Annotated in this window: 27 protein-coding genes; 16 read left to right on the top strand and 11 right to left on the bottom strand. The window is 55.1% G+C overall.

What is annotated here, in order from left to right:
* Positions 1 to 171 precede the first annotated feature (171 nt).
* Positions 172 to 1,794: an isovaleryl-CoA dehydrogenase gene (locus tag BM007_RS14220; protein ID WP_090419390.1), complete on the top strand. Its 1,623-nt coding sequence runs from the start codon at positions 172 to 174 to the stop codon at positions 1,792 to 1,794.
* Here the strand turns inward: BM007_RS14220 and BM007_RS14215 are convergent.
* The 3 genes from BM007_RS14215 to bsmA all read right to left on the bottom strand — a co-directional run bounded on the left by BM007_RS14215 (position 1,791) and on the right by bsmA (position 4,648).
* Positions 1,791 to 3,722: a methyl-accepting chemotaxis protein gene (locus tag BM007_RS14215; protein WP_090419387.1), complete on the bottom strand. Its 1,932-nt coding sequence runs from the start codon at positions 3,720 to 3,722 to the stop codon at positions 1,791 to 1,793. The genes BM007_RS14220 and BM007_RS14215 overlap by 4 nt on opposite strands.
* Positions 3,723 to 3,894: 172 nt before the next feature.
* Positions 3,895 to 4,170: a DUF1471 family protease activator YjfN gene (gene yjfN, locus BM007_RS14210; RefSeq protein ID WP_023310144.1), complete on the bottom strand. Its 276-nt coding sequence runs from the start codon at positions 4,168 to 4,170 to the stop codon at positions 3,895 to 3,897.
* A 148-nt stretch (positions 4,171 to 4,318) separates the two neighbouring features.
* On the bottom strand, positions 4,319 to 4,648 hold the full coding sequence (gene bsmA, locus BM007_RS14205) for a biofilm peroxide resistance protein BsmA (RefSeq protein WP_024907326.1): 330 nt from the start codon (positions 4,646 to 4,648) through the stop codon (positions 4,319 to 4,321).
* Between the two features lie 137 nt (positions 4,649 to 4,785).
* Between bsmA and yjfP the strand changes: the two genes are divergently transcribed.
* Positions 4,786 to 5,508, top strand: coding sequence for an esterase (gene yjfP, locus BM007_RS14200; RefSeq protein ID WP_090419384.1), 723 nt, complete (start codon positions 4,786 to 4,788; stop codon positions 5,506 to 5,508).
* Here yjfP and ulaR read toward each other — a convergent pair.
* The gene (gene ulaR, locus BM007_RS14195; protein WP_024907324.1) at positions 5,505 to 6,260 is read right to left on the bottom strand and encodes an HTH-type transcriptional regulator UlaR; all 756 of its coding nucleotides are present in this window, start codon (positions 6,258 to 6,260) and stop codon (positions 5,505 to 5,507) included. The genes yjfP and ulaR overlap by 4 nt on opposite strands.
* A gap of 110 nt (positions 6,261 to 6,370) precedes the next feature.
* A complete protein-coding gene (gene ulaG, locus BM007_RS14190; RefSeq protein ID WP_024907323.1) occupies positions 6,371 to 7,435 on the bottom strand; it encodes an L-ascorbate 6-phosphate lactonase in 1,065 nt (354 codons plus the stop codon).
* 358 nt (positions 7,436 to 7,793) lie between these two features.
* Here ulaG and ulaA point away from each other — a divergent pair, with 358 nt between their 5' ends.
* The 6 genes from ulaA to BM007_RS14160 are packed head-to-tail and all read left to right on the top strand — an operon-like array spanning position 7,794 to position 12,201.
* Positions 7,794 to 9,194, top strand: coding sequence for a PTS ascorbate transporter subunit IIC (ulaA, locus tag BM007_RS14185; RefSeq protein ID WP_024907322.1), 1,401 nt, complete (start codon positions 7,794 to 7,796; stop codon positions 9,192 to 9,194).
* Between the two features lie 12 nt (positions 9,195 to 9,206).
* Positions 9,207 to 9,512 carry a PTS ascorbate transporter subunit IIB gene (gene ulaB, locus BM007_RS14180; RefSeq protein WP_003856022.1) on the top strand — a complete coding sequence of 102 codons (306 nt, stop codon included), beginning with the start codon at positions 9,207 to 9,209 and terminating at the stop codon, positions 9,510 to 9,512.
* 9 nt (positions 9,513 to 9,521) lie between these two features.
* On the top strand, positions 9,522 to 9,989 hold the full coding sequence (ulaC, locus tag BM007_RS14175) for a PTS ascorbate transporter subunit IIA (RefSeq protein WP_024907321.1): 468 nt from the start codon (positions 9,522 to 9,524) through the stop codon (positions 9,987 to 9,989).
* Positions 9,990 to 10,001: 12 nt separating this feature from the next.
* A complete protein-coding gene (ulaD, locus tag BM007_RS14170; RefSeq protein WP_008502901.1) occupies positions 10,002 to 10,652 on the top strand; it encodes a 3-keto-L-gulonate-6-phosphate decarboxylase UlaD in 651 nt (216 codons plus the stop codon).
* Positions 10,653 to 10,661: 9 nt separating this feature from the next.
* Complete coding sequence (locus tag BM007_RS14165; protein WP_090419381.1) at positions 10,662 to 11,522, top strand: L-ribulose-5-phosphate 3-epimerase; 861 nt, start codon at positions 10,662 to 10,664, stop codon at positions 11,520 to 11,522.
* On the top strand, positions 11,515 to 12,201 hold the full coding sequence (locus BM007_RS14160) for an L-ribulose-5-phosphate 4-epimerase (protein ID WP_090419378.1): 687 nt from the start codon (positions 11,515 to 11,517) through the stop codon (positions 12,199 to 12,201). Before BM007_RS14165 ends, BM007_RS14160 begins: the two co-directional genes overlap by 8 nt.
* Before the next feature lie 141 nt (positions 12,202 to 12,342).
* Here the strand turns inward: BM007_RS14160 and yjfY are convergent, their stop codons facing one another.
* A complete protein-coding gene (yjfY, locus tag BM007_RS14155) occupies positions 12,343 to 12,618 on the bottom strand; it encodes a DUF1471 family protein YjfY (protein ID WP_010427445.1) in 276 nt (91 codons plus the stop codon).
* 341 nt (positions 12,619 to 12,959) lie between these two features.
* On the opposite strand from yjfY, the gene rpsF reads away from it, so the two are divergent.
* From rpsF to rplI, 4 genes are read left to right on the top strand one after another with little or no spacing between them, the layout of a single operon-like run.
* Positions 12,960 to 13,355, top strand: coding sequence for a 30S ribosomal protein S6 (rpsF, locus tag BM007_RS14150; RefSeq protein ID WP_014068637.1), 396 nt, complete (start codon positions 12,960 to 12,962; stop codon positions 13,353 to 13,355).
* Between the two features lie 6 nt (positions 13,356 to 13,361).
* Entirely contained in the window at positions 13,362 to 13,676 is a 315-nt protein-coding gene (priB, locus tag BM007_RS14145; RefSeq protein ID WP_008502895.1) for a primosomal replication protein N, read from the top strand.
* A 4-nt stretch (positions 13,677 to 13,680) separates the two neighbouring features.
* Positions 13,681 to 13,908, top strand: a complete 228-nt coding sequence (rpsR, locus tag BM007_RS14140) for a 30S ribosomal protein S18 (RefSeq protein ID WP_000135199.1) — start codon at positions 13,681 to 13,683, stop codon at positions 13,906 to 13,908.
* 41 nt (positions 13,909 to 13,949) lie between these two features.
* Positions 13,950 to 14,399, top strand: coding sequence for a 50S ribosomal protein L9 (gene rplI, locus BM007_RS14135; RefSeq protein WP_024907318.1), 450 nt, complete (start codon positions 13,950 to 13,952; stop codon positions 14,397 to 14,399).
* Positions 14,400 to 14,467: 68 nt separating this feature from the next.
* Here the strand turns inward: rplI and BM007_RS14130 are convergent, their stop codons facing one another.
* Entirely contained in the window at positions 14,468 to 15,112 is a 645-nt protein-coding gene (locus BM007_RS14130) for an OapA family protein (protein ID WP_048989485.1), read from the bottom strand.
* A 233-nt stretch (positions 15,113 to 15,345) separates the two neighbouring features.
* On the opposite strand from BM007_RS14130, the gene fklB reads away from it, so the two are divergent.
* Both fklB and cycA read left to right on the top strand, forming a co-directional pair.
* Complete coding sequence (fklB, locus tag BM007_RS14125; RefSeq protein WP_008502892.1) at positions 15,346 to 15,966, top strand: BamJ family beta-barrel-assembly machinery protein; 621 nt, start codon at positions 15,346 to 15,348, stop codon at positions 15,964 to 15,966.
* 312 nt (positions 15,967 to 16,278) lie between these two features.
* Positions 16,279 to 17,688 carry a D-serine/D-alanine/glycine transporter gene (gene cycA, locus BM007_RS14120; RefSeq protein WP_024907315.1) on the top strand — a complete coding sequence of 470 codons (1,410 nt, stop codon included), beginning with the start codon at positions 16,279 to 16,281 and terminating at the stop codon, positions 17,686 to 17,688.
* 96 nt (positions 17,689 to 17,784) lie between these two features.
* On the opposite strand, the gene ytfE is transcribed toward cycA, so the two are convergent.
* Entirely contained in the window at positions 17,785 to 18,447 is a 663-nt protein-coding gene (ytfE, locus tag BM007_RS14115) for an iron-sulfur cluster repair protein YtfE (protein ID WP_024907314.1), read from the bottom strand.
* A gap of 244 nt (positions 18,448 to 18,691) precedes the next feature.
* Between ytfE and BM007_RS14110 the strand changes: the two genes are divergently transcribed.
* The gene (locus BM007_RS14110; protein WP_024907313.1) at positions 18,692 to 20,341 is read left to right on the top strand and encodes a methyl-accepting chemotaxis protein; all 1,650 of its coding nucleotides are present in this window, start codon (positions 18,692 to 18,694) and stop codon (positions 20,339 to 20,341) included.
* A gap of 37 nt (positions 20,342 to 20,378) precedes the next feature.
* Here the strand turns inward: BM007_RS14110 and BM007_RS14105 are convergent, their stop codons facing one another.
* From BM007_RS14105 to BM007_RS14095, 3 genes are all read right to left on the bottom strand, one after another.
* Positions 20,379 to 21,344, bottom strand: a complete 966-nt coding sequence (locus BM007_RS14105) for a DMT family transporter (RefSeq protein ID WP_024907312.1) — start codon at positions 21,342 to 21,344, stop codon at positions 20,379 to 20,381.
* Positions 21,345 to 21,419: 75 nt separating this feature from the next.
* Positions 21,420 to 22,244, bottom strand: a complete 825-nt coding sequence (locus tag BM007_RS14100; RefSeq protein ID WP_024907311.1) for an AraC family transcriptional regulator — start codon at positions 22,242 to 22,244, stop codon at positions 21,420 to 21,422.
* Between the two features lie 49 nt (positions 22,245 to 22,293).
* Complete coding sequence (locus BM007_RS14095) at positions 22,294 to 23,337, bottom strand: GlxA family transcriptional regulator (RefSeq protein WP_248165822.1); 1,044 nt, start codon at positions 23,335 to 23,337, stop codon at positions 22,294 to 22,296.
* A gap of 596 nt (positions 23,338 to 23,933) precedes the next feature.
* On the opposite strand from BM007_RS14095, the gene BM007_RS14090 reads away from it, so the two are divergent.
* On the top strand, positions 23,934 to 25,412 hold the full coding sequence (locus BM007_RS14090) for a beta-ketoacyl synthase (protein WP_302847458.1): 1,479 nt from the start codon (positions 23,934 to 23,936) through the stop codon (positions 25,410 to 25,412).
* Positions 25,413 to 25,437 lie beyond the last annotated feature (25 nt).

Here is a 25,437-nt window from a genome sequence, read left to right as displayed (position 1 = left end):
AAGAATAAATTATTCAACAAAAGCGAAGTCATGAAATAGTTTATTCTTATGTTCTGTGAGCTATTTCACGAATGATATCAGCGGGATCGTGAACGTGTGACTCCCCTCCCATGCAGCGTGTGCGCGGTCTGTCCATACTTATCGTCATTGCCACTGAAGGAGGGAGACAGCATGCACTGGCAGACCCATACCGTTTTCAATCAACCTGCACCGCTTTCCAACAGTAACCTTTTCCTCTCCGACTGCGCCCTGCGCGATGCGGTCTCGCGTGAAGGGGCCGAGTGGGATATCGAACTCCTCGCCAGCATTGGTCAGCAGCTGGGTACGGCGGAGTCGCTGGAGCTGGGCAGGCTGGCGAACGTGAATCCGCCGGAGTTGCTTCGCTATGACGCCACCGGGGAGCGGCTGGATGACGTCCGCTTTCACCCGGCATGGCACCTGCTGATGCAGGGCCTGTGTGCCAACCGCGTGCATAACCTGGCGTGGGAAGAGGAGGTGCGTAAAGGGGCGTTTGTCGCGCGGGCCGCACGCTTTGTGCTTCATGCTCAGGTGGAGGCGGGCACGCTGTGCCCTGTCACCATGACGTTTGCCGCGACACCGCTCCTGCAGCAGGCGCTCCCCAAACCCTTTCACGACTGGCTGACGCCGCTGCTCAGCGATCGCTACGATCCTCATCTTGCGCCCGGCGCGCAAAAGCGCGGCCTGCTGATCGGTATGGGGATGACGGAAAAGCAGGGCGGCTCAGACGTGCTCAGCAACACCACTAAAGCGGAAAAATGCAGCGACGGCAGTTATAGGCTGGTGGGACATAAATGGTTTTTCTCCGTCCCGCAAAGCGATGCGCATCTCGTGCTGGCGCAGGCGAAGGGCGGACTATCCTGCTTTTTTGTGCCGCGCTTTTTACCTGACGGGCAGCACAACGCCGTCCGGCTGGAGCGCCTTAAGGACAAGCTCGGGAACCGCTCCAACGCCAGCAGCGAGGTGGAATTCCTTGATGCCTCCGGCTGGCTGCTGGGGGAAGAAGGCGAAGGGGTACGGCAGATCCTCAAAATGGGCGGCCTGACGCGCTTTGACTGCGCGCTGGGCAGCCACGGACTGATGCGCCGTGCGCTCTCCGTGGCGCTGTACCATGCGCATCAGCGCCAGACCTTCGGCAAAAATCTTATCGATCAGCCGCTCATGCGCGAAGTGCTAAGCCGGATGGCGCTGGTGCTGGAGGGGCAAACGGCGCTGCTGTTCCGCCTGGCGCGGGCGTGGGATAAACGCGCGGATCCGCAGGAGGCGGCATGGGCGCGGCTGTTTACCCCGGCCGCGAAATTTAGCGTGTGTAAAGCGGGCATCCCGTTTGTCGCTGAAGCGATGGAGGTGCTGGGCGGAGTCGGGTACTGCGAGGAGAGCGAACTTCCCCGCCTGTATCGCGAGATGCCGGTGAACAGCATCTGGGAAGGGTCCGGGAACATCATGTGCCTGGACGTGCTGCGCGTGCTGGCGAAGCAGCCGGGTATACACGATCGGCTTGCCGATGAGTTTGCGCAGGTAAAAGGGCAGGACAGACACTTCGACCGCAGCTGGCGACAGCTTCAGCAAAAACTGCGTAAACCGCAGGAGGCGCAGGGGCGGGAGATCGCCCAGCAGCTTTTCCTGCTGAGTGCCGGGAGCGAAATGCTGCGGCACGCGTCGCCTCCGGTGGCGCAGGCGTGGTGCCGCATGATGCTGGATACCCGTGGCGGAACGGTGATGAGCGAGCAGGTGCAAAGTGACCTGCTGCTGCGTGCGACGGGCAGAGTCGGCTAGCCTTGTAGCTGGAACAGACTCACCAGCTGAGCCAGGTGTGAACCCTTCTCGCGCAGCGTTTGAGCCGTTTGTTCGCTGCGTGAGATGCGATCGGCATTGATATGCGACGCTTCGCCAATGTGGGTCATGGCGAGGTTCACTTGACCGATCCCGGCGGACTGCTCGCGTGAGGCATGGTTAATCTCGGTGACCAGCTGGCTGATGTTATCGATATGAATGATGATGTCATCCATCGCCAGGCGCGTCTGTTCAGACAGCGCATGACCCTCACTCACTTTTCTGAGCGTATCGCCAATCAGCTGTTCAATCTCCTTCACCGCGTTAGCGCTGCGTCCCGCCAGGGCGCGAACTTCCTGCGCGACGACCGCAAACCCTTTTCCATGCTCGCCCGCGCGGGCCGCTTCCACGGCCGCATTCAGCGCCAGGATATTGGTCTGAAAAGCAATGGACTCGATCACGCGCGTGATGTCTGCGATGCGTTTTGACGCTTCGCGAATGTCGTCCATGGTCGACACCGCGTGGGTGACCGTCTCACCGCCCTGATGAACCGCGAGCGAGGTTTCACCCACCAGCTGCTGCGTTTGCTCCATGTTGGCGGCATTTTGCTGTACGGTGGCGGCCAGCTGCTCCATGCTGGCGGAGGTCTCTTCCACGCTGCTGGCCTGCTTGTTGATCTGCTCTGAAATTTCGCCCGTATCGGCGGCTAGCGCGTTGGTGCCTGAATGGATCTCACCTGCGGCCTCGCGGACCTGCAGGACAATTTTTTGCAGGCCGCCACCGATGCCGTTGATGGCGTCGATCAGCTGTCCGACTTCGTCCTGACGCGTCACGGGCAGGCTGGAACGGAGATCCCCTGCGGCATATTGCCGGGCAAGATGGATCACATTGCGCAGTGGTCGGGTCAGCACGCGGCGAATCAGGACTACAAACAGGCCAGCAAACAGGATGGATAAGGCCGTACCGGCGAGGAGGAAACCGTCGCGCATGGCGGTGACGCTTGAGAGCAGTACCGATTTATCCACTTCACCCACGATAGTCCAGTTCCAGCCTGGCAGCGGGGTATAAGCCATTTTCAGCGTGCGGCCGTCGTCGCTTACGCGCTCCAGCGTGCCGGGTTTATCACTCAGAAGCTGTTGCTGCGTCGTGCCGTCCCACTTCGGCAGTTTTCCCTCTTCGCTGGCGTGGAAAAGGTATTGCCCGCGCGTTTTGCCGTTGCTGCGATCCAGCACGAAGAAGTGACCGCTCTCGCCCAGGCGGCGGTTGAGGATTTTCTCACGCATGACGTTCCAGGAGTGGGTGATGTCCACCCCGACAAAGACGATCGCAATGACCTGTCCTTCGGCGTTTTTAACCGGCTGGTACTGGGTGATGTAGCGTTTGCCAAACAGCAGCGCCAGGCCGCGGTAGACTTCACCTTTGTTGACGGCGGCAAAGGCCGGGCTGGCGTTATCCAGAACGGTACCCATTGCCCGCTCGCCGTTCTCTTTACGCAGGGAAGTGGCTACGCGAACAAAGTCGTTACCGCTGCGTACAAACAGCGTCGAAATGGCTCCCGTACGGTTCAGGAACGCGTCCGAAAGCGTGTTGTTTTCATGCAGCCCGGTATCTCCGCCTTTCAGAAGCGGAACGCTGAGCCCGTTAATTGTCTGGGTTTGGGAAGCATCAATGTTCAGGGGCTGCGGTAAAAAGGTGGTGAACAGACGGGTATAGCTCTCAACCTCTTCACTCAGGCTGGTGTTAAACATCTGCACCATGTCGACCATGCCGGTGGACTGATTATGCAGATCTTCTACCGCAAGGGCTTCAAGCTGCTGGCTGGCTTTTTGACTGAGCAGAAAAGTGAAAAGCAGAAACAGCGTGGCGACACTGACGCCGGTAAGCAGCGACAGCTTCGCACCCAGGCCTGCGCGGCGAAAAATGTTGATCATAAATTGCTCATCATTGAAAAGGTATGGTTCTTCAACGGCAGAGCGGGGATTACGTTTACTGGTTTAATGTAACAAAATGTTATTTTATTGTTCTTGATTTGTTTTTTATAAGATAAAAAATTTGCAAAAACGAAAAGCCACTAAAAATAAGTGGCTTTTATCAGGAGGGAGATTACACGTAGAGAATGGCCTGTACCCGCCAGTGGTCGATATGGTTATCTTCCTGCATCTGGATGATGCGATACCATGAAGCACCCTGCTCATCGGCCTTTAATGCCACGACACGTTCAACGTCTTGCGGGCTCCCCGAGATATTATTCACGGAGATCTGGCCAATTTCATTCAGGCCAGTCACACAATCAGCACTGGCGAATTCTGCTGACTGCGCGGTGGTGCTCAGCAGGCCTGCTGAGAGCAACAGTGAGGTCAAAGCAAGAGTTCGTTTCATCGTCAGCTCCATTTCACATATATCCGGTATCCGCCGGGCAATCCTTCGCAAATAAACTCCCTTCCATTGACGCGGGCATGGAGTTTATTGTGGACAGGAAAATGTCTATGGACGCAAAGCAGTGTAAATCTCGTTCAAAGGTAAACCATTATTTCCGGTACAAAATGGCCTGTGAATACCACTGTCCCGTTATGATGGTTTCGTCGATCATAATGATGACGTAATAATCTGCTTTGGCAGCGACGGCCTGTGCTTTTATTGCCGCTTCTGCGTCATCCGGAGAGCCGCGAACCAGCGCGGAGATGGTGCCCATTCGTTGTAATCCTTCCGTCTGATTACGACGAATCTCCTGTGGATGATCGGCGACCGGTGGAGCGGGTTGCGGCGTTCCCTGCAGCGCGCTACAGCCACTGAGCAGAAACACCAGCAATAAAGCAGCAAACCTGCGCATAACCATATCTCGTTTCCTGATAGCCATAGTGTAGTTGTCTGTGAATTTAGTTTTGGGGGAATGTTCCCGAAGTGTTATCTGGGACGTATATTTCGAATGAAAATGACGTGAAAGCGTAACCCAGTTCTCAACATTATGAATCATACATTCGCACAGGGTCGACAATGATTGAAATTGAAATACGCCACCTCGGCGACCATGAAATTTTACACGCGATGCCAGCGGGTAAACGTGATAAACCGCTGCCTGTTGTGGTTTTTTATCATGGGTTTACCTCATCGAAGATGGTTTACAGTTATTTTGCGGTCGCGCTGGCGCAGGCGGGTTTCCGCGTGGTGATGCCGGATGCACCCGACCACGGCGCGCGCTTTTTGGGTAACGAACAGGCGCGTCTTGGGCAGTTCTGGCAGATTCTGCACGGGAGTCTGACCGAGTTTGCCGGGCTACGCGATGCGCTGTATGAGGCAGGGCTGGTGGCCGACAATCGTCTGGCCGTGGCTGGAGCGTCGATGGGCGGTATGACGGCGCTGGGGATTATGACGCATCATCCTGAAGTGAAGTCTGTCGCCTGCCTGATGGGCTCGGGCTATTTTACGTCGCTGGCGAAGACGCTCTTTCCCCCTCAGGATTTAGCGGAAATCACCGCGACGCTCGAAGAGTGGGAAGTGACCCGGGCATTGCCGCGCCTGGCCGATCGCCCGCTGCTGCTGTGGCACGGTGACGCGGATGATGTGGTCCCGCCCGAGGGAACCTTCCGCCTGCAGCAGGCGTTAATGAATGCAGGACTGGACGGTAATCTGACCTGTCTGTGGGAACCGGGCGTCCGCCACCGCATCACGCCAACGGCGCTGGATGCCACGGTAGCGTTTTTCCGCCAGCACCTTTAAACGCGCAGCACTTTTACGCCCTGATCTTCCAGCTTCTGGAGGATCTCGGGGTTGGCGCCTTTGCCGGTGATCACCATGTCGATCTGTTCGGCACGGCTGAATAACATCCCTGCGCGCTCGCCCACTTTGCTGCTGTCGACCAGCACAACGAGCTTGCCCACAACGTTAAGCATGTTTTGCTCCGCCATCGCGGTCAGCATATCGGTTTTATACAGGCCATCTGCCGTCAGGCCTTTGCCGCTGGTAAACATCCAGTGCCCGGCATAGAGACTGTTTTCGCTGTCCTGAGGGCTAAGGGTGATGGACTGGCTTTTGTTGTACTGCCCGCCCATGATCACCACGCTCTCATGCTCCTGGTCGATGAGATAGTTCGCGAGCGGTAAGTAGTTGGTGATGATTTGCACCGGCTTGCCGCACATTTCACGGCCCAGCAGAAACGCCGTGGAGCCGCAGTTGATGACCACGCTCTCGCCGGGATTCACCAGCTGCGATGCGGCTCTGGCAATCCGCACTTTTTCATCATGATTCTGCGCCTGATGAATATTCATCGGAGACCAGCGAGGGCGCTGCTGGCTGATCGCTTCCGCGCCGTTGCGGACCTTTTTCAGCTTGCCGCTTTCATCCAGCTTGTTGATATCCCGCCGCGCCGTTGCCGGGGAGATGCCTAAACGTTCGATCACTTTCTCGACGGTGATAAACCCGGTTTGCGCCAGGAGTTCCAGGAGAATTTGATGCCGTTGCGCTTCCGTCATGAGCTATTCCGATAAGAATTGATTTGAAAAGATGATATTTGAAATAGCGTGAAATTACTAAAAGAAATATGACTTCGCCAGACATCATGTCTGGCGATGCGGCTGCACAATCAGAGGAAGGACTTGAACGGCAGGTCTGGCTCAATGGTGAAGCAATCATCGAAACCACGTGGGTAGTGATATTCGAAATTATCTTTGTCCAGTGGCCAGGTGAACTTGCCGCCGACCTGCCAGATGAACGGCTTGAAGCCATACTTCAGGCGGTCTTTTTTCATTTCCCACAGTACGCGGATCTCCTGCGGATCGGCCTGGAAGTTTGACCAGATATCGTGGTGGAACGGAATCACCACTTTGGTATTCAGCGCTTCCGCCATGCGCAGCATGTCGGCGCTGGTCATTTTGTCGGTAATACCGCGCGGGTTCTCGCCGTAGGAGCCCAGCGCCACGTCAATCTGGTGCTCGTTACCGTGCTTCGCGTAGTAGTTGGAGTAGTGAGAGTCGCCGCTGTGGTACAGGGAGCCGCCAGGGGTTTTAAACAGATAGTTAACCGCGCGCTCATCCATACCGTCCGGCAGTACACCCGCGGCTTTCTGATCGGCAGGCAGGGTGATCAGTGCCGTACGGTCAAAGGCGTCCAGCGCGTGAATTTCAATATCTTTAATTTTCACCACGTCCCCAGGCTTCATCACGATGCAGCGCTCTTTCGGCACGCCCCAGCCGATCCACAGATCCACGCAGGTCTGTGGCCCGATAAACGGCACATCGTCAGCACAGTTTTGCATCACCGCAGCCGCCACGTTCACGTCGATATGATCGTTGTGATCGTGAGTAGAAAGGACGGCGTCGATCTGGCGAATGGCAAACGGATCGAGCACAAACGGTGTGGTACGCAGGTTCGGCTGCAGTTTTTCTACGCCCGCCATGCGCTGCATCTGATGGCCTTTTTTCATCAGCGGGTTGCCGTGGCTCTGCTTGCCGGTGCCGCACCAGAAATCGACGCAGATGTTGGCACCACCTTCTGATTTCAGCCAGATACCGGTACAGCCCAGCCACCACATTGCAAACGTGCCAGGAGCAACCTGTTCCTGCTCGATCTCTTCATTCAGCCAGCTGCCCCACTCCGGGAAGGTGCTCAGAATCCATGACTCACGGGTGATGGTGTTCACTTTACTCATCGTTTTGACTCCTGGTTTAATCAAAAGTAATCACATGGTGATTTGTTGTGATTAATGCTGGCACCATTTGATGCGCTTTGCAATGGCAAAAATGCGGAATTTTATCTGCGCAACTTCACGTACTCTGCACTTATTCCTTGTTAGACTATCCTGTATCAATTATTAATTGCATGAATTATAAAGGTTAATTTATTTTTCATGTACGGTAGTGAAAATCATTACTAACACCATGGAAATAAATTGCGTGATACGTCACAAATAATCAAATGCAATCTTGTGGTGATTATTTGTGATTAATAGAGTGATGGCACCAACCACACAGGGATTGCCCCTCGTGTTCTCATTTCTGGAGAGAGTTATGGAGATCCTCTACAACGTCTTTACCGTGTTCTTTAATCAGGTAATGACCAACGCCCCGCTGCTGCTGGGTATCGTGACGTGTCTGGGTTATATCCTGCTGCGCAAAAGCGTCAGCGTGATTATTAAAGGCACCATCAAAACCATTATCGGTTTCATGCTGTTGCAGGCGGGGTCAGGCATTCTGACCAGCACCTTTAAGCCGGTCGTCGCCAAAATGTCGGAAGTGTATGGCATCAACGGTGCCATCTCTGACACTTACGCCTCAATGATGGCGACCATCGAGCGCATGGGGGATGCCTATAGCTGGGTGGGGTATGCGGTACTGCTCGCCCTGGCCCTGAACATCATCTACGTTCTGCTACGCCGTATTACCGGCATTCGCACCATCATGCTCACCGGCCACATCATGTTCCAGCAGGCGGGGCTGATCGCGGTTTCTCTCTATATCTTCGGCTACCCAATGTGGACCACGATTATCTGCACCGCGGTGCTGGTCTCGCTCTACTGGGGTATCACCTCTAACATGATGTACAAGCCTACTCAGGAAGTGACTGACGGCTGCGGTTTCTCCATCGGCCATCAGCAGCAGTTTGCCTCCTGGATTGCCTATAAAGTTGCACCGTACCTGGGCAAAAAAGAAGAGAGCGTTGAAGACCTCAAGCTGCCGGGCTGGCTGAATATTTTCCACGACAACATCGTTTCAACCGCGATTGTGATGACCATCTTCTTCGGCGCCATTCTGCTCTCCTTCGGTATTGACGTTGTTCAGGCGATGGCGGGTAAAACGCACTGGACGGTTTATATCCTGCAGACCGGCTTCTCCTTCGCGGTGGCCATTTTCATCATCACTCAGGGCGTGCGTATGTTCGTCGCCGAACTGTCGGAAGCCTTCAACGGCATCTCGCAGCGCCTGATCCCTGGTGCGGTGCTGGCGATTGACTGTGCCGCTATCTACAGCTTCGCGCCAAACGCGGTGGTCTGGGGCTTTATGTGGGGCACCATCGGCCAGCTGATTGCGGTGGGCATCCTGGTCGGCTGCGGCTCCTCAATCCTGATTATTCCTGGCTTTATCCCGATGTTCTTCTCCAACGCCACCATCGGCGTCTTCGCTAACCACTTCGGCGGCTGGCGCGCGGCGCTCAAGATCTGCCTGGTGATGGGCATGGTGGAAATCTTTGGTTGCGTGTGGGCGGTGAAGCTCACCGGTATGAGTGCCTGGATGGGCATGGCGGACTGGTCAATTCTGGCACCGCCGATGATGCAGGGCTTTGCCTCCGTCGGGGTGGTCTTTATGGCCGTCATCATCCTGATTGCTCTGGCTTATATGTTCTTCGCTGGCCGTTCGCTGCGAGCTGAAGAAGATGCGGAAAAACAAACAGCAGAAGTCTCTGCTCATTAAGGAGTTTCGATTATGACCGTACGTATCCTGGCTGTGTGTGGCAATGGGCAAGGCAGCTCCATGATCATGAAGATGAAAGTGGACCAGTTTTTAACCCAGTCAAACATCGACCACACGGTGAACAGCTGCGCGGTGGGTGAATACAAAAGTGAACTCAACGGCGCGGACATCATCATCGCCTCTACCCATATCGCCGGCGAAATTAGCGTGTCGGGCAATAAATATGTGGTGGGCGTGCGCAACATGCTGTCGCCTGCGGATTTCGGACCAAAACTGCTGGAAGTGATTAAAGAGCACTTCCCACAAGACGTGAAGTAAGGACGCCACATGAAACTACGTGATTCGCTGGCAGAGAATAACTCCATCCTTTTACAGGCTGAGGCCAGCACCTGGCAGGAAGCGGTGAAGCTGAGCGTGGATCTGCTGGTTAAGGCTGACGTTGTCGAGCCGCGTTACTACCAGGCCATTCTTGATGGCGTCGCGCAGCACGGCCCTTATTTTGTGATAGCGCCAGGGCTGGCAATGCCGCATGGGCGTCCTGAAGAGGGCGTGAAGAAAACCGGCTTCGCGCTGGTGACGCTGAAAACGCCGCTGGTATTCAACCACGAAGATAACGATCCGGTCGATATCCTGATCACCATGGCCGCGGTCGATGCTAACACCCACCAGGAGGTGGGCATCATGCAGATCGTCAACCTGTTTGATGACGAAGCTAATTTCGACCGTTTACGCGCCTGCCGTACCGAGCAGGACGTGCTGGATTTAATTGATAACGCCACAGCGGCGGCAGTCTAAGAGGAATTGAACATGTCATTACCTATGTTGCAGGTTGCGCTGGATAACCAAACTCTGTCCCACGCTTACGAAACCACCCGCCTGATCGCGGAAGAAGTCGATATCATCGAAGTGGGCACCATTCTGTGCGTGGGCGAAGGCGTGCGTGCCGTTCGCGACCTGAAGGCGCTTTATCCGCACAAAATCGTGCTGGCAGATGCCAAAATTGCCGACGCAGGGAAAATCCTCTCCCGCATGTGCTTCGAAGCGAATGCTGACTGGGTCACCGTGATCTGCTGTGCGGATATCAACACCGCCAAGGGCGCGCTGGACGTGGCAAAAGAGTTTAACGGCGACGTGCAGATTGAGTTGACCGGCTTCTGGACCTGGGAGCAGGCGCAGGAGTGGCGCGATGCGGGCATTCAGCAGGTGGTGTACCACCGCAGCCGCGACGCGCAGGCCGCAGGCGTGGCGTGGGGCGAAGCGGATATCAGCGCGATCAAACGTCTGGCGGATATGGGCTTCAAAGTCACCGTCACCGGCGGTCTGGCGCTGGAAGATCTGCCGCTGTTCAAGGGCATTCCGATTCACGTCTTTATTGCCGGTCGCAGCATTCGTGATGCGGCGTCTCCGGTGGAAGCGGCGCGTCAGTTCAAACGCTCAATCGCTCAGCTTTGGGGCTAAGGAGCGGGTATGTTGTCAAAACAGGTCCCGCTTGGCATCTATGAAAAGGCACTCCCTGCGGGGGAGTGCTGGCTGGAGCGGTTACAGCTGGCAAAACAGCTGGGCTTCGATTTTGTCGAAATGTCCGTGGATGAGACGGACGAGCGTCTCTCTCGCCTCGACTGGAGCCGCGAACAGCGCCTGGCGCTGGTGAGCGCCGTTGCTGAAACGGGCGTGCGCGTGCCGTCCATGTGCCTGAGCGCCCACCGTCGTTTTCCGCTCGGCAGCGAAGACGATGCTATACGCGCGCAGGGGCTGGCGATCATGCGTAAAGCCATTCGCTTTGCGCAGGATGTCGGTATCCGCGTGATCCAACTGGCGGGTTATGACGTTTACTATCAGGAAGCCAACGATGAAACGCGCCGTCGTTTCCGTGACGGCCTGAAAGAGAGCGTCGAGATGGCCAGCCGCGCGCAGGTCACGCTGGCGATGGAGATCATGGACTACCCCCTGATGAACTCCATCAGCAAGGCGCTGGGCTACGCGCACTATCTGAATAACCCGTGGTTCCAGCTTTATCCCGATATCGGCAACCTGTCGGCATGGGATAACGACGTGCAGATGGAGTTGCAGGCAGGCATGGGGCATATCGTGGCGGTGCACGTCAAAGATACCCGTCCTGGCGTGTTTAAAAACGTACCGTTCGGCACCGGGGTGGTGGATTTTGAACGGTGCTTCGAGACGCTCAGGCAGACAGGCTATTGCGGGCCTTACCTGATTGAGATGTGGAGCGAGACGTCGGACAACCCGGCAGCGGAAGTGGCGAAGGCGCGGGACTGGGTGCGCGAACGTATGGCGCGGGCAGGGTTGCTGGAGGCTGAACATGCTTAAGCTTAAACAGCAGGTCTTTGAAGCCAACATGGATCTGCCGCGCTATGGCCTGGTCACCTTCACCTGGGGCAACGTAAGCGCTATCGACCGCGAGCAGGGGCTGATCGTGATTAAGCCGAGCGGCGTGGCGTATGACACCATGAAAGCAGACGATATGGTGGTGGTGGATCTCGACGGAAACGTCGTGGAGGGAAAATGGCGTCCCTCTTCAGATACCGCAACCCATCTGGCGCTGTACCGGCGTTATCCGTCCCTTGGCGGCGTGGTGCATACCCACTCCACGCACGCAACGGCCTGGGCACAGGCCGGGCTGCCCATCCCGGCGCTGGGCACGACCCACGCGGACTACTTCTTTGGCGACATCCCCTGCACGCGCGCATTAACGCAGGATGAAGTGGAAGGCGAATACGAGCTCAACACCGGAAAGGTGATTATCGAGACGCTGGGAGAATGTGAGCCGCTGCATATGCCGGGTATTGTGCTCTATCAGCACGGTCCGTTCGCCTGGGGAAAAGATGCCCACGACGCCGTTCATAATGCGGTCGTCATGGAGGAAGTGGCACGCATGGCGTGGATTGCCCGCGGCATCAACCCACAGCTGCAGGGCATTGATGATTACCTGATGAACAAGCATTTCATGCGCAAGCACGGCCCGAATGCCTACTACGGGCAGAAGTGAATAAGCGCTCTGGAATACCGAAAAACAGTTGTAACCGGTGGTATTCCGGAGCCATTCACAAAAAAAAGCCCCCGGGCAGGGGGCAACGTCAACTATGGCTATGTTCTCGTTGTTGGCTTTCCTGGTGCTAGCGTTAATGCGTTATCGGTAAATATCTGCACTGGCGTGCATGTTGCCGTTGCTGCCGGGCTCACGGGTTAACATCACGTGGTAATAGGTTGCGCCCTGTGCATCGGTTTCTTCATTAAGGGCCTGATCTGCTTCACTTTCCGTGGCGAAATTATGATTGATGTAAATGACGCCCAAGCTTTGCACATCATCCATGTTTCTGGCCTGTCGGCTGTCTATCTTGATGGCTGCCATCGCGTTTGCACTGAGCAAAAGCGCCGCCATTATGGCTAATGCGATTTTTTTCATGATATGCGCTCCACGACTACGTGCTGCGAGAGGGGGGATGCTCCTTCTTTAATTCAGGTGATCTCTGATTAAAGTGTAATCACTCATCCGGCGGGGATGCGTGACCATTTCTGATGCAGTTGTTCAAAAAAACAACGCTTCCGGGTGTGACCAATTTTAAATCACTCACTTAGACCCGCTTCGCGCTTTGTGCGAATTATTTGTGCAATCAGCTTGAGTTTCCAGGGGCGCGCAAGTATTATGACGCGTCAATTTTTCAGCCGACCTTTAACACGTTCCTTGCCTCCCCGGGCCTCGGCTGACCCAGACAGGAGGCTGAATAATCCGTAAGGAGCAATTCGATGCGTCATTACGAAATCGTTTTTATGGTCCATCCTGACCAGAGCGAACAGGTTCCGGGTATGATCGAGCGTTACTCTGCTGCCATCACTGGTGCAGAAGGTACGATCCACCGTCTGGAAGACTGGGGCCGCCGTCAGCTGGCTTACCCGATCAACAAACTGCACAAAGCACACTACGTTCTGATGAACGTTGAAGCGCCGCAGGAAGTGATCGATGAGCTGGAAACTACCTTCCGCTTCAACGATGCCGTTATCCGCAGCATGGTTATGCGTACCAAAAACGCAGTTACCGAAGCATCTCCGATGGTTAAAGCGAAAGACGAGCGCCGTGAGCGTCGCGATGATTTCGCAAACGAAACCGCAGATGATTCTGATGCTGGGGATTCTGAAGAGTAATTTCTGATGACCAACCGTCTGGCGTTGTCCGGCATCGTATGCAGGGCTCCCCTTCGAAAGGTCAGTCCATCAGGAATTCCGCATTGCCAGTTCGTGCTTGAGCATCGTTCTGTGCAAGAGGAAGCCGGGTTTCACCGGCAGGCGTGGTGCCAAATGCCCGTTATTATTAGCGGACACGAAAACCAGGCCATTACTCACAGTTTAACGGTCGGTAGCGCAGTAATCGTTCAGGGGTTCATCTCTTGCCACAAGGCAAAGAACGGCCTGAGCAAAATGGTTCTGCATGCCGAGCAGATTGATTTGATAGATTCTGGAGACTAGCCATATGGCACGTTATTTCCGTCGTCGCAAGTTCTGCCGTTTCACCGCGGAAGGCGTTCAAGAGATCGACTATAAAGATATCGCAACGCTGAAAAACTACATCACCGAAAGCGGTAAGATTGTCCCAAGCCGTATCACCGGTACTCGTGCAAAATACCAGCGTCAGCTGGCTCGCGCTATCAAACGCGCTCGCTACCTGTCCCTGCTGCCGTACACTGATCGTCATCAGTAATCGGGCACGGTCCATTAATACGACTTTAAGAGGATAAGGTAATGCAAGTTATTCTGCTTGATAAAGTAGCAAACCTGGGCAGCCTGGGTGATCAGGTTAACGTTAAAGCGGGTTACGCACGTAACTTCCTGGTTCCACAGGGTAAAGCTGTTCCAGCTACCAAGAAAAACGTAGAGTTTTTCGAAGCACGTCGCGCTGAACTGGAAGCCAAACTGGCTGACGTTCTGGCGGCTGCTAACGCTCGCGCTGAAGCAATCAACGCACTGGGCACCGTTACCATCGCGTCTAAATCTGGCGACGAAGGTAAACTGTTCGGTTCCATCGGTACCCGCGATATCGCTGATGCAGTAACTGCTGCAGGCGTTAAAGTGGCTAAGAGCGAAGTTCGTCTGCCGAACGGCGTTCTGCGTACCACTGGTGAGCACGAAGTTGACTTCCAGGTTCACAGCGAAGTGTTCGCTAAACTGGTTGTTAACGTTGTAGCTGAGTAATTTTTTACTCTGCTCACGTTGAAACGCCGGCCTTGTGCCGGCGTTTTGCGTTTTAGAGATCCGGGCTCTTAACGCGCCCTGATAAAACTGCCGTCTGGCTGGCGGGTAAACAGTACCTGTTGTCCACTTCCCGTATCAATCGTTAACCCTGTCACCACCCCGCTGGCATTCTGGCGAATCTGTACCATCTGACCATTCTGCAGGTTACTGAGCGGTTTACCCGCACCTTCCACCTTCGCCATGGCATACACGTCGGTTGGCGGCAGGTTGTGGTCGCGGAACAGCTGTGCCAGGGTTTTGCCCGGCTCTACGCGATAGGAGCGCCACTGTTGCTCAATGCCGGTGGGCTGCTGCGTCTGAGGCTGAGACGGGGCGGCGGCTTGATCCTGCGGCTGTTCATCCTGAATGGGCTCTGGCTCAACGGGCGCAACCTGACCCGGATCGTTCGACGGGGAGACGAGCTGCGTCTGCATCGGCTGTGCGTCAGGCTGCGGCCGCGTCTGCGACTGAATGTCCAGTTGGGCATTGCGGGTGACGGGTGCGGTATCGACATCATCGCCCCCGGAAGGAAGCAGGAAGCCCACAATCACCATCAGCGCGCCAATGATGATCCCTCTGCGATGCAGAGGAGGCAGCGGGTCCATGATGCGAAAATTGTCCGGCGCCTGCCAGATTTTCGCCAGGGTAGGTTTCAGTTCAAATCGCCCGGGCATGGCACTCCTCCTGCTCCGCGTATTTTTTATCCTGTGCCCCGAAGTATAGTTTGCTAACTGCCTGAACGGCGTAGTAAACCCGACATCCGTGACATCAGTTCGGGATTAATCCTGGTTATCTCTATTGTTTCTGTTTCGTCGCGGTTTGTCACCTTAACTTCAGACAAAGTTTTACCCATAAGGGCATGGCTGATATGCTGCCCGCTACTTTAAATGTGATGGAAGGAAAACCCATGACCACCCCGACTTTTGACACTATCGAAGCGCAGGCAAGTTACGGTATCGGCTTGCAGGTAGGACAGCAGCTGAGCGAATCCGGCCTGGAAGGTCTGTTACCAGAAGCGCTGGTGGCGGGTATCGCTGACGCGCTGGAAGGCAAACAGCCTGCCGTTCCGGTTGACGTCGTGCACCGTGCGCTGCGTGAAATCCACGAACGTGCTGACGCCGTGCGTCGTGCGCGCTTTGAAGAGATGGCCGCCGAAGGTGTGAAATATCTGGAAGAGAACCGCGAACGTGAAGGCGTGAACAGCACCGAATCCGGTCTGCAGTTCCGCGTGATCAATCAGGGCGACGGCGCAATCCCGGCGCGTACCGACCACGTTCGCGTGCACTACACCGGTAAGCTGATCGACGGTACCGTCTTCGACAGCTCCGTGGCGCGCGGCGAACCGGCTGAGTTCCCGGTAAATGGCGTTATCGCAGGCTGGATCGAAGCCCTGACCCTGATGCCAGTGGGTTCCAAATGGGAACTGACTATCCCGCATAACCTGGCCTACGGCGAGCGCGGCGCTGGCGCGTCCATCCCGCCATTCAGCACCCTGGTCTTTGAAGTCGAGCTGCTGGAAATTCTGTAATCGAATTTTCTTATTTCCTCTCCCCGTTTGGGGAGAGGAAAATAGTGTAAAAACCTATAGTTATGGTGCTATCAACATTTTATCTTGCAAACGAAACTGTTGCGTGTATTTTTGTGAGCTGTTTCGCGCTGTATGAGTGATATGACACTCACTTTCAACATATTATTAACATAATATCTAAATCATAGTATTCATCCCGCCGATTCTTACCTAATATCGATTAGCCCTTACAAGGGAACGTCATTTTTTTGACGTATTTAAAGGCCAGAAGAGCCTTAACAACACAGACAGGCATAAACAGGAAAATATCACATGGTAGATCAGGTCAAAGTCGTCGCCGACGAAGAGGCGTCGTCTGAACAGTCGCTACGGCGCAATCTCACAAACCGTCATATTCAGCTCATTGCGATTGGGGGTGCCATCGGTACCGGGCTGTTTATGGGGTCAGGCAAAACCATCAGTCTCGCCGGACCGTCAATCATATTCGTTTATATGATTATCGGTTTTATGCTGTTCTTCGTGATGCGTGCAATGGGTGAACTGCTGCTCTCGAACCTCGAATACAAATCCTTCAGCGACTTCGCTTCAGACCTGCTCGGGCCGTGGGCGGGCTATTTCACCGGCTGGACCTACTGGTTCTGCTGGGTCGTCACCGGTATGGCGGACGTCGTGGCGATTACTGCCTATGCGCAGTTCTGGTTCCCGGGGCTCTCGGACTGGGTGGCCTCGCTGGCGGTTATTGTGCTGCTGCTGAGCCTGAACCTCGCCACCGTCAAAATGTTCGGTGAGATGGAGTTCTGGTTTGCGATGATCAAAATCGTGGCCATTGTTGGGCTCATCGTGGTGGGCCTGGTAATGGTGCTTACCCACTTCCAGTCACCAACCGGCGTTCAGGCGTCGTTTACCCATCTGTGGAATGACGGCGGCTGGTTCCCGAAAGGCATCAGCGGCTTCTTTGCTGGTTTCCAGATTGCGGTGTTCGCGTTTGTGGGGATTGAGCTTGTCGGAACGACCGCTGCGGAAACCAAAGATCCGGAGAAGTCCCTGCCGCGCGCCATCAACTCCATTCCGGTGCGTATCATCATGTTCTACGTCTTCGCGCTGGTCATCATTATGTCCGTGACGCCGTGGAGCTCCGTGGTACCTACCAAGAGCCCGTTCGTCGAGCTGTTCGTGCTGGTAGGCCTGCCTGCTGCCGCGAGCCTGATTAACTTCGTGGTGCTGACCTCTGCTGCCTCGTCTGCCAACAGCGGCGTATTCTCCACCAGCCGTATGCTGTTTGGTCTGGCGCAGGAAGGCGTGGCGCCGAGCGCGTTCGCCAAGCTCTCTAAGCGTGCGGTACCGGCAAAAGGGTTGACCTTCTCCTGCATGTGCCTGCTGGGCGGTGTGGTGATGCTCTACGTGAACCCAAGCGTGATTGGCGCGTTCACCATGATCACCACGGTCTCTGCGATCCTGTTTATGTTCGTCTGGACCATCATCCTCTGTTCATACCTGGTGTACCGCAAGCAGCGTCCACACCTGCATGAAAAATCGATCTACAAGATGCCGCTGGGCAAGCTAATGTGCTGGGTGTGCATGGCGTTCTTCGTCTTCGTGCTGGTTCTGCTGACGCTGGAAGATGATACCCGCCAGGCACTCATCGTCACGCCGCTGTGGTTTATCGCGCTGGGGCTGGGCTGGGTGTTTATCGGTAAGAAACGGATGGCAGGCGTAAGGTAAAAGCAAAACGGCAACGTCAGTTGCCGTTTTTAGTTTTTGCACCCTCTCCCTGTGGGAGAGGGTCGGGGTGAGGGCATCAGGCCGCAGCGGCCTTTTTTATTCCCCCGCTAAAGCCCGCGGGAACAAAACGTTGTTCTCAAGACTGATGTGTTCCATCAGGTCGTCGATCGTTTCGTTAATACCGTTGTACATCGCTTTCCACGTTGTGCACGCTTCTGGCGGCGGCGTGACGTTGTGGGTGGTGTGTTTGATCACTTCCAGCAGTTCACCCGCGTCATCATGCTCGCTTTCCATCACGCTGATAGGTCCCATCGCCTGGCTTCCCATTCCCTGTTTAATCATCGGGAAGAGAATCTGCTCTTCTTTCATCATGTGGCTGGAAAGCTCTTCGTGCAGCAGGGTCAGGTACTTTGCCAGACCGCGCGGTACGGAAGGTTTGTCGGCATGGACGCGCTCGACTTTGGTCGCCTGCAGGATCAGCTCCGGCAGCTGTTCACGGTGGCGGTCATGGTATCGCACGAGGATATGGTCGATGATTTCCGCGAGCGGAGCGGTTCGCCAGTCTTTGTCGACGGGCTGCTCGGCCAGCTGCGCCAGTTCTGCTTCAATCACCTCAACGTCCAGCTCTTTGCGTGAAGCCGCACGCGCCAGGGTTTGCTTACCGCCGCAGCAGTAATCCATATCGTATTTACGGAACAGCGCAGAAGCGCGAGGAATGGAGAGCGCCAGCTCGCCAAGGGGTTGGTCGCGAAAGGCCATAGCAGTTACCTCGTCATCAATAATATAAGATGCATATTAAATGCATCTTTAAGCCGGCGCTATAACCCTTTAGAGGGACGGGAAAAAGTGAGATGCAGATCACAAAAAAATATCCGATTTAACTCTCTGAATGGGCTCAGGAAAGTGGTTTCGAAACTTTTTAAAGGTGGAGAAACAGTAAACAACCCGCTGCGCCTGCCGATATATCCACGTCAGACAAACCTGCATATAACAAAGGCAACGCATGTTTAAACGTATAAAAGTCATTACCCTTTTGATTTCGGTGCTGCTCGTGCTCGGCATCATGCAAGTGATTTCCGCCGGTATCTTTATCAACGCCCTGAACAACGATAAAGACAACTTCACCGTGGCGCAGCTCTCCAGCAAGAACGTGGCGGAGTTTACCGATGCGTGGATCAGTCTGAACCAGGCGCGCGTCACCCTGAACCGCGGGATGCTGCGCCTGCAAAGCAGCATGGCCTCTCAAATTAACGGCGGTCAGCTGAATGAGCTGGTGACCACGGCGAAAAATCTGCTGACTGAAGCGCAGGTTCATTACGATAAATACTATGCCTTGCCGAATACGCCAGGCCTGGATGAGAACCTGACTAATCGCCTTGAGGAGCAGTACCGTAATTACTCTACAACGCTGACGCAAATGAACGTTCTGCTGAGCCAGGGCAATCTGGAAGATATGTTCAAGCAGAATGCCGAACAAAAACAAAACGCGATGCAGGCGGTTTATCGTGAATGGCGTGAAGCGCAGGCCGCGCTCACCGATAAAGGCATTCAGGATAACGAAAGTGATTACAAGCACATCCTGTGGATCCTCTCTGCGGTCATGCTGCTGGTGATTGTGGTGATTATCTCCAGCTGGATTGCTATGCGCCGCGTGCTGCTGCTGCCGCTGGAAGAGGTGATTAACCATATTCGCGCCATTGCGGCAGGGGATTTAACCCAGCCGATTCAGGCTGACGGTAAAAATGAGATGGCCATCCTGGCGCGCAACGTTCAGGAGATGCAAACCTCGCTGGCGAACACGGTGGGCGTGGTGCGTGAAGGCGCAGATACGATTTACACCGGTGCAGGCGAAATCTCTGCGGGCAGTAACGATCTCTCTTCCCGTACCGAGCAGCAGGCCGCTTCTCTTGAAGAAACGGCAGCCAGCATGGAACAGCTGACAGCAACCGTGAAGCAGAACGCCGATAACGCGCGTCAGGCGTCCCGTCTGGCGCTGGACGCCTCCTCAACGGCGAAGAAGGGCGGTAACGTGGTGGAAGGCGTCGTACGTACGATGGATGAGATCGCCACCAGTTCCAGCAAAATCGCGCAAATTACTAACGTGATCGACGGTATTGCCTTCCAGACGAACATTCTGGCGTTGAACGCGGCGGTGGAAGCGGCGCGAGCGGGCGAGCAGGGCCGTGGTTTTGCGGTGGTGGCAGGGGAAGTGCGTACCCTCGCGCAGCGCAGCGCTCAGGCGGCGAAAGAGATCAAAGCGCTTATTGATGATTCCGGTGAGCGCGTGAACGCGGGCTCGCAGCTGGTTAACGAAGCCGGCGCCACGATGGCCGAGATCGTCAATGCGGTTACCCGCGTCACCGACATCATGGGCGAAATTGCCTCGGCCTCTGACGAGCAGAGCCGCGGTATCGACCAGGTGGGCCAGGCGGTAGCCGAGATGGACCGCGTGACCCAGCAGAACGCCTCGCTGGTGGAGGAGTCTGCGGCCGCGGCGGCGGCGCTGGAAGATCAGGCTGCACGCCTGAACGAAGCGGTAGCGGTGTTCAAAATCACCCGCAATCAGGCGGTTAAAGCGGCACCGGTGAAAACCTATGTGCCAAAATCGCAGCCTGTAGCCGCGGCGTCAGAAGGGAACTGGGAAACGTTTTAAGGGTTTGCTGGGTGGCGGCTACGCCACCCAGCAAAAATTACATCTCCGACGCCGGAATAACCCGCGGTTTTTCCGGCTTCGCTCTCACCGCCATCACCACCCCTATGACCAACAGCGCGATCCCGCAGGCCGTGAATAACGGCGGCACGCTCTGGCGCATCAGGAAGGTATAAAGCAGCCCGGCCAGGGTTTCGAAGACAATCAGCGGCCCTAAGATCACCGTCGGCAGCTTCTGGCTGGCAATGTTCCAGCACAGCGCGCCCACCCATGAACACAGCACCGCAATCGCCACCATCAGGCCGATAAACACCCACGGTCTTGGCCCGAAGGGCTGGGTGAAGTCCGGCTGCTGATGGCCCAGCCAGAGGCATGCGCCGAGATATCCCACGATGGATACGGGCAGCGTGACCAGCGCCTGCGCCGTTGCCCACATCATCGGATGCTTGTCCGGATTCTCACGCAGCCAGCGCGCATTGCGCAGGGCATACCATGCCCAGCACGCCACGGAAATGAACGCCAGCAGAATGCCAGAACCGTAACGCCACAGGTCAACATCCGCCTGCCCATGACGCAGCTCGGCAATATTGACGCATATCAGCCCCAGGGCGGTGCAGATCAGCGCCGGTGCCATTTTTGACCACGCCAGTTTGCCATCGCGGTGGCTGTAGAGCAGGTTAGCAAAGACGGGGATGACGACCGGCAGCGTGCCGATAATCATGGTCGATACCGGCGCACCGGTACGCTGAATGGCACTCGCGAGGCAAACGTAATAGATGAGATTGCCCATCATGGTCAGCGCCAGCGCGGTCCCCCAGTCCTGACGGCTGAGCTGACGCAAGCGCGCCCGTCCCAGCCACGCCAGGGGCAGGGCAATCAGCCCCAGCGCCAGATAACGGCCGGTCGACTGCAGTATTGCCGGATACTCGGGTACGATCAGCGGGCCGACAAAAATCAGCCCCCACATCATCCCGGCCAGCAGGGCATACAACACTCCACTAATCATTTTTCCATCCACAGGTATTTACGCTGTTCTCAGTGTAGGTGGGGCAAATGCGCGCGTATTGTATGAGGTTGCGCATTAGCGCCGGGTGACCTGCTTCTGGTAGCGCACGGGGGTAATGCCGTAGCGGTGGGTAAACGCGCGGGTGAGATGCGACTGATCGGTCAGCCCGGTTGCGGCGGCGACCTCTGCCGCGGGCATGCCGTGCGTGAGGAACGCTTTGGCGCGCCAGAGGCGAATGGCCATCAGCATCTGATGTGGCGTCACGTGAAAATGGGCTTTGAACTGGCGCTGGAAATGATACGGGCTGAGTGAAACGACGCTGGCGAGCTCGTCCAGCGTCAGAGCGCGCATATAGTTGTCATGCAGATACTCGCGTACCCGTTCAAAGCGGTGCGCACCTTCCTGAACCCTCGGCGCGTGATGAGCAAACGGCTGGAAGGTTTCAATCAGATCCAGCAGTAATCCTTTTTGCGCAAGCGGATCGTCCGTGTGCCACAGGCCGTAAATGAGCCTGCCGATTTGCTGCGAGCGCAGCGGGTCATGACGCGTTACGTCGCTAAACCACCAGTGCCGGAGGCCGGTCACCTCTTCCAGCAGGTCGGGTTCGATATAGACCATCCGGTAGCGCCAGCCGCCCTCGGTGGCGGATTCGCCGGTGTGGATCTCGTCCGGGTTCATGGTAACGACGGATTTTTCCGCCGCGAGATGCTGTGTCCCGCGATAGCGAAAGCGCTCGGCACCGGTTTCAATCGTACCGATCCCGAAGGCTTCATGGGTGTGAGGCTCAAAGGCGTAGTCAGAAATATGGGCATGATAAAGCTCCAGGCCCGGCAGCTGCGCCAGATGGCGAAAGCGCGCGCTGTCTCTTTCATCATTAAACTGTTCCGGTACGCCTTGCACGGTGAGCCTCCTCGCGGTCATCTATTTTATTATCAGAGATGACCGGAGTTTATGCACTAAACATCTTTGCCCGGACCGTCTTACGATAATCCCCCGGTGACACCGTGGTTTTATGCTTAAATTGGCGGTTAAAGTGCGCAATGTCCTGATATCCAACCGCATTGGCGATCTCCTGAATGCTCAAATTGGTGGATTGCAGCATCGTCATGGCGGATTCAATTCTGGCGGTTAATAAATACTGCAGGGGGGACATGTCGGTGGCATTTTTAAAGCGACGGTTGAAGTTGCGCAAACTCATGCCAGCCATATCGGCAAGATTTTGCATAGATATATCCGAGGTGCAGTTGGCTTTTATCCAGATTTGAATTTGAACAATATCTTCATCCGGATGCGGTTTGTTTTCTTCACTGTAACACTGGCGATCGAACTGACTTCGAATTTCATGGAAAAAGGTCCGCTGGGTATGTGTGGCTACGCGTTTCCCGTATATCGTTTCGATGAAATGGATGGTCAGATCTGAGAGGGCTTTGACGCTGGCGGCACAGTAAATATTATCGGCCTGCGTGAGAAAATGTTTGGTTTGTAATTTTACGTTGGGGTAGTCGCGCGAGAACTGTTTGAAGTAGTGCCAGTGGGTGGTGGCAGGTTTCCCGTTGAGCAATCCCGACTCCGCCAGGAAACAGCAGCCCGTTCCGACGGCCGCGATGCGGGTCCCTCGCGCCGCCTGTTCGCTAAGCCATGCCAGGAGTTCAGGCTGTTGTCTGACCACCGCGCGAGGATTGCGCCACAGGGCGGGAAGATAGATAACGTCATAGTGCCTGTCTGCGGCAAGGGTGGTATCGGCGGTAATGCTGAAGCCACTGTGCGTCAGGATGGGCTCGTTATTTATGCCAATAGTATGAACTTTCAGTATATTCTCCGGACGACAGAGCCTGAATGAAGACGTCTCCGGTTTGTGCGTGTCTGCGTGGGATGTTGTTTTTTGCTCGGCTAAATAGCTACTGGCTGCGGCTTTCCACATTTCAATCGGAAGACTGAGACCGGAACTTAGCATGCGTTCACATAACACAAATCCTATTTGTGTATTTGTCATTTTTGATTAATACCTGTTTTGACTATTATTTTTGGTAGCTCATCGTTGTCCTGGCCAAAAAAGTCAGCATTTTGGCTGGATTTTCATATTAGCTTTTGTTGGTAATTTGTAAACTAATATCTGAAATTATCGCACTTACTTAACAAAATAAATCCACGACCACTACAGGATGAATTATGGCGAAATTACCCGTAATAACGGCTTTTGGCGGCTATGGTCCAGCTGGTCGTAGTTCTTCACATCATGCATTTCGTCGAATGATTATTGAGTCATTATCGGAAGAGGAAAGGCAAGCGACGTTATTATCGTTAGCCATTCTGATGGGCGTGCTTAAATATGATGAGGGCGGATATTGCGACATTTCCGGTAAAAGATTTACACCTGCTCAGGCTGCCGCGAAGATAAAAGACGAGGCGCTTGAGGGAACCCTTATCCGAAAAATTACGCGCGACTATTTTGATGTCGATGCTATCGTCAGCCATGCAAAATTGAATATGGTTTCAGGCGAAGAGGGATTCAGTTTTAATATATCTTCCAGACAATTACCTCAACCCTTACCGGCGGGATGGCACGTTGAAGAATTAGCGGATCAGCGTGTGCGTATTACCGTTAAGGGAGAGATGGACTGTAAAATTGAGGCATTGTTGCGCACGGAGGTTCAGGCTGCAGGTTTGCTGCCGCAGGGATTCCGCCCGGGTGACCATTACAATTCGCAGTTCCATCCGCGGGCGCTACAAATGGCGATTGTCGGAGCGTCAGACGCCATCAACGCCCTGGGGATCCCGTGGCGAGAGATACAGGCCAACATCACGCCGGATCAGCTCGGGGTCTATTCGGGCAATATCATGGGACAGCTCGACGATTATGGCTTTGGCGGTATGCTCCAGTCGCGCCTGAAAGGCCATCGCGTCAGCGCCAAACAGTGTCCGCTGGGCCTGAACAGCATGTGCGCCGATTTCCTCAATGCGTATGTGCTGGGTAGCGTCGGTCATACCAGCGCCACGCTGGGGGCATGCGCCACGTTTCTGTATAACCTGAATGCGGCAGTTGAAGATATTAAAGCGGGACGCATTCGCGTTGCCGTTGTGGGCAGCGCCGAAGCGCCGGTCACCTCAGAGGTGATTGAAGGATTCGATGCCATGGGTGCCCTGGCAACGGAGAGCAAGCTTAAGCATATTGATGAAACGGAAACGGCCGACTGGCGCAACAGCAGCCGCCCGTTTGGCAACAGCTGCGGTTTTGTTATCGCAGAATCCAGCCAGTACGTCGTGTTAATGGACGACGAGCTGGCGCTGCAGCTTGGGGCAGAGATCTACGGTTCGGTGGGGAATGTCTTCATCAACGCTGACGGCTTTAAGCGTTCTATCGCGTCACCGGGGCCGGGGAACTACATCACCATGGCGAAAGCGGTAGCCTCAGCGGTATCGATGGCGGGGATAGAGACGGTGCAGAAGGGATCGTTTATTCAGGCGCACGGTTCAAGCACGCCGAAGAATTGCGTCTCCGAGGCGGATATTTTTGACCGCGTTGCGCAAGCCTTTTCGATTCGCGACTGGCCGGTGACGGCGGTGAAATCGTATCTTGGTCACTCCCTGGGGCCCGCCAGCGGCGACCAGCTCATCAGCTGCCTCGGCGTCTTCCGCTATGGCATTTTGCCGGGAATTAAAAGCGTGTCGCACATTGCGCCACAGGTGAACAACGCACGCTTAACCATACCTGTTCAGGACTGCAAATTAGAGGAAGGCCAGGGGCATATTGCCTTTATAAATTCAAAAGGCTTTGGCGGTAATAATGCCACGGGGGTGGTTTACTCGCCAAAGCTTACCCATCAATGGTTGCGCAAACGCTATGGGGACGCGGTGTTTGCGGAGTATCAGCAGCGTAACCGCCAGGTGCGACGTCAGGCTAACGCGTATGATGAGGCGGCTTCGCAGGGTGAACTCAATGTCATTTATCTGTTTGGCCAGCAGGGGATAAATGAGGAAGATATTAAGATTGATATGAATGGCATCACTATTCCCGGATTTGAAAAACCGATTACATACGCGATGGATAAAGAATACCCGGACTTTTAATCGTTATATTTGATTTTATTTCTAA

The organism is Enterobacter sp. NFIX59, assembly GCF_900113755.1.
Classification (GTDB): domain Bacteria; phylum Pseudomonadota; class Gammaproteobacteria; order Enterobacterales; family Enterobacteriaceae; genus Enterobacter; species Enterobacter pseudoroggenkampii.
The sequence above is the reverse complement of the archived record's forward strand: the minus strand, read 5'-3'. Positions and strand labels throughout refer to the sequence as shown.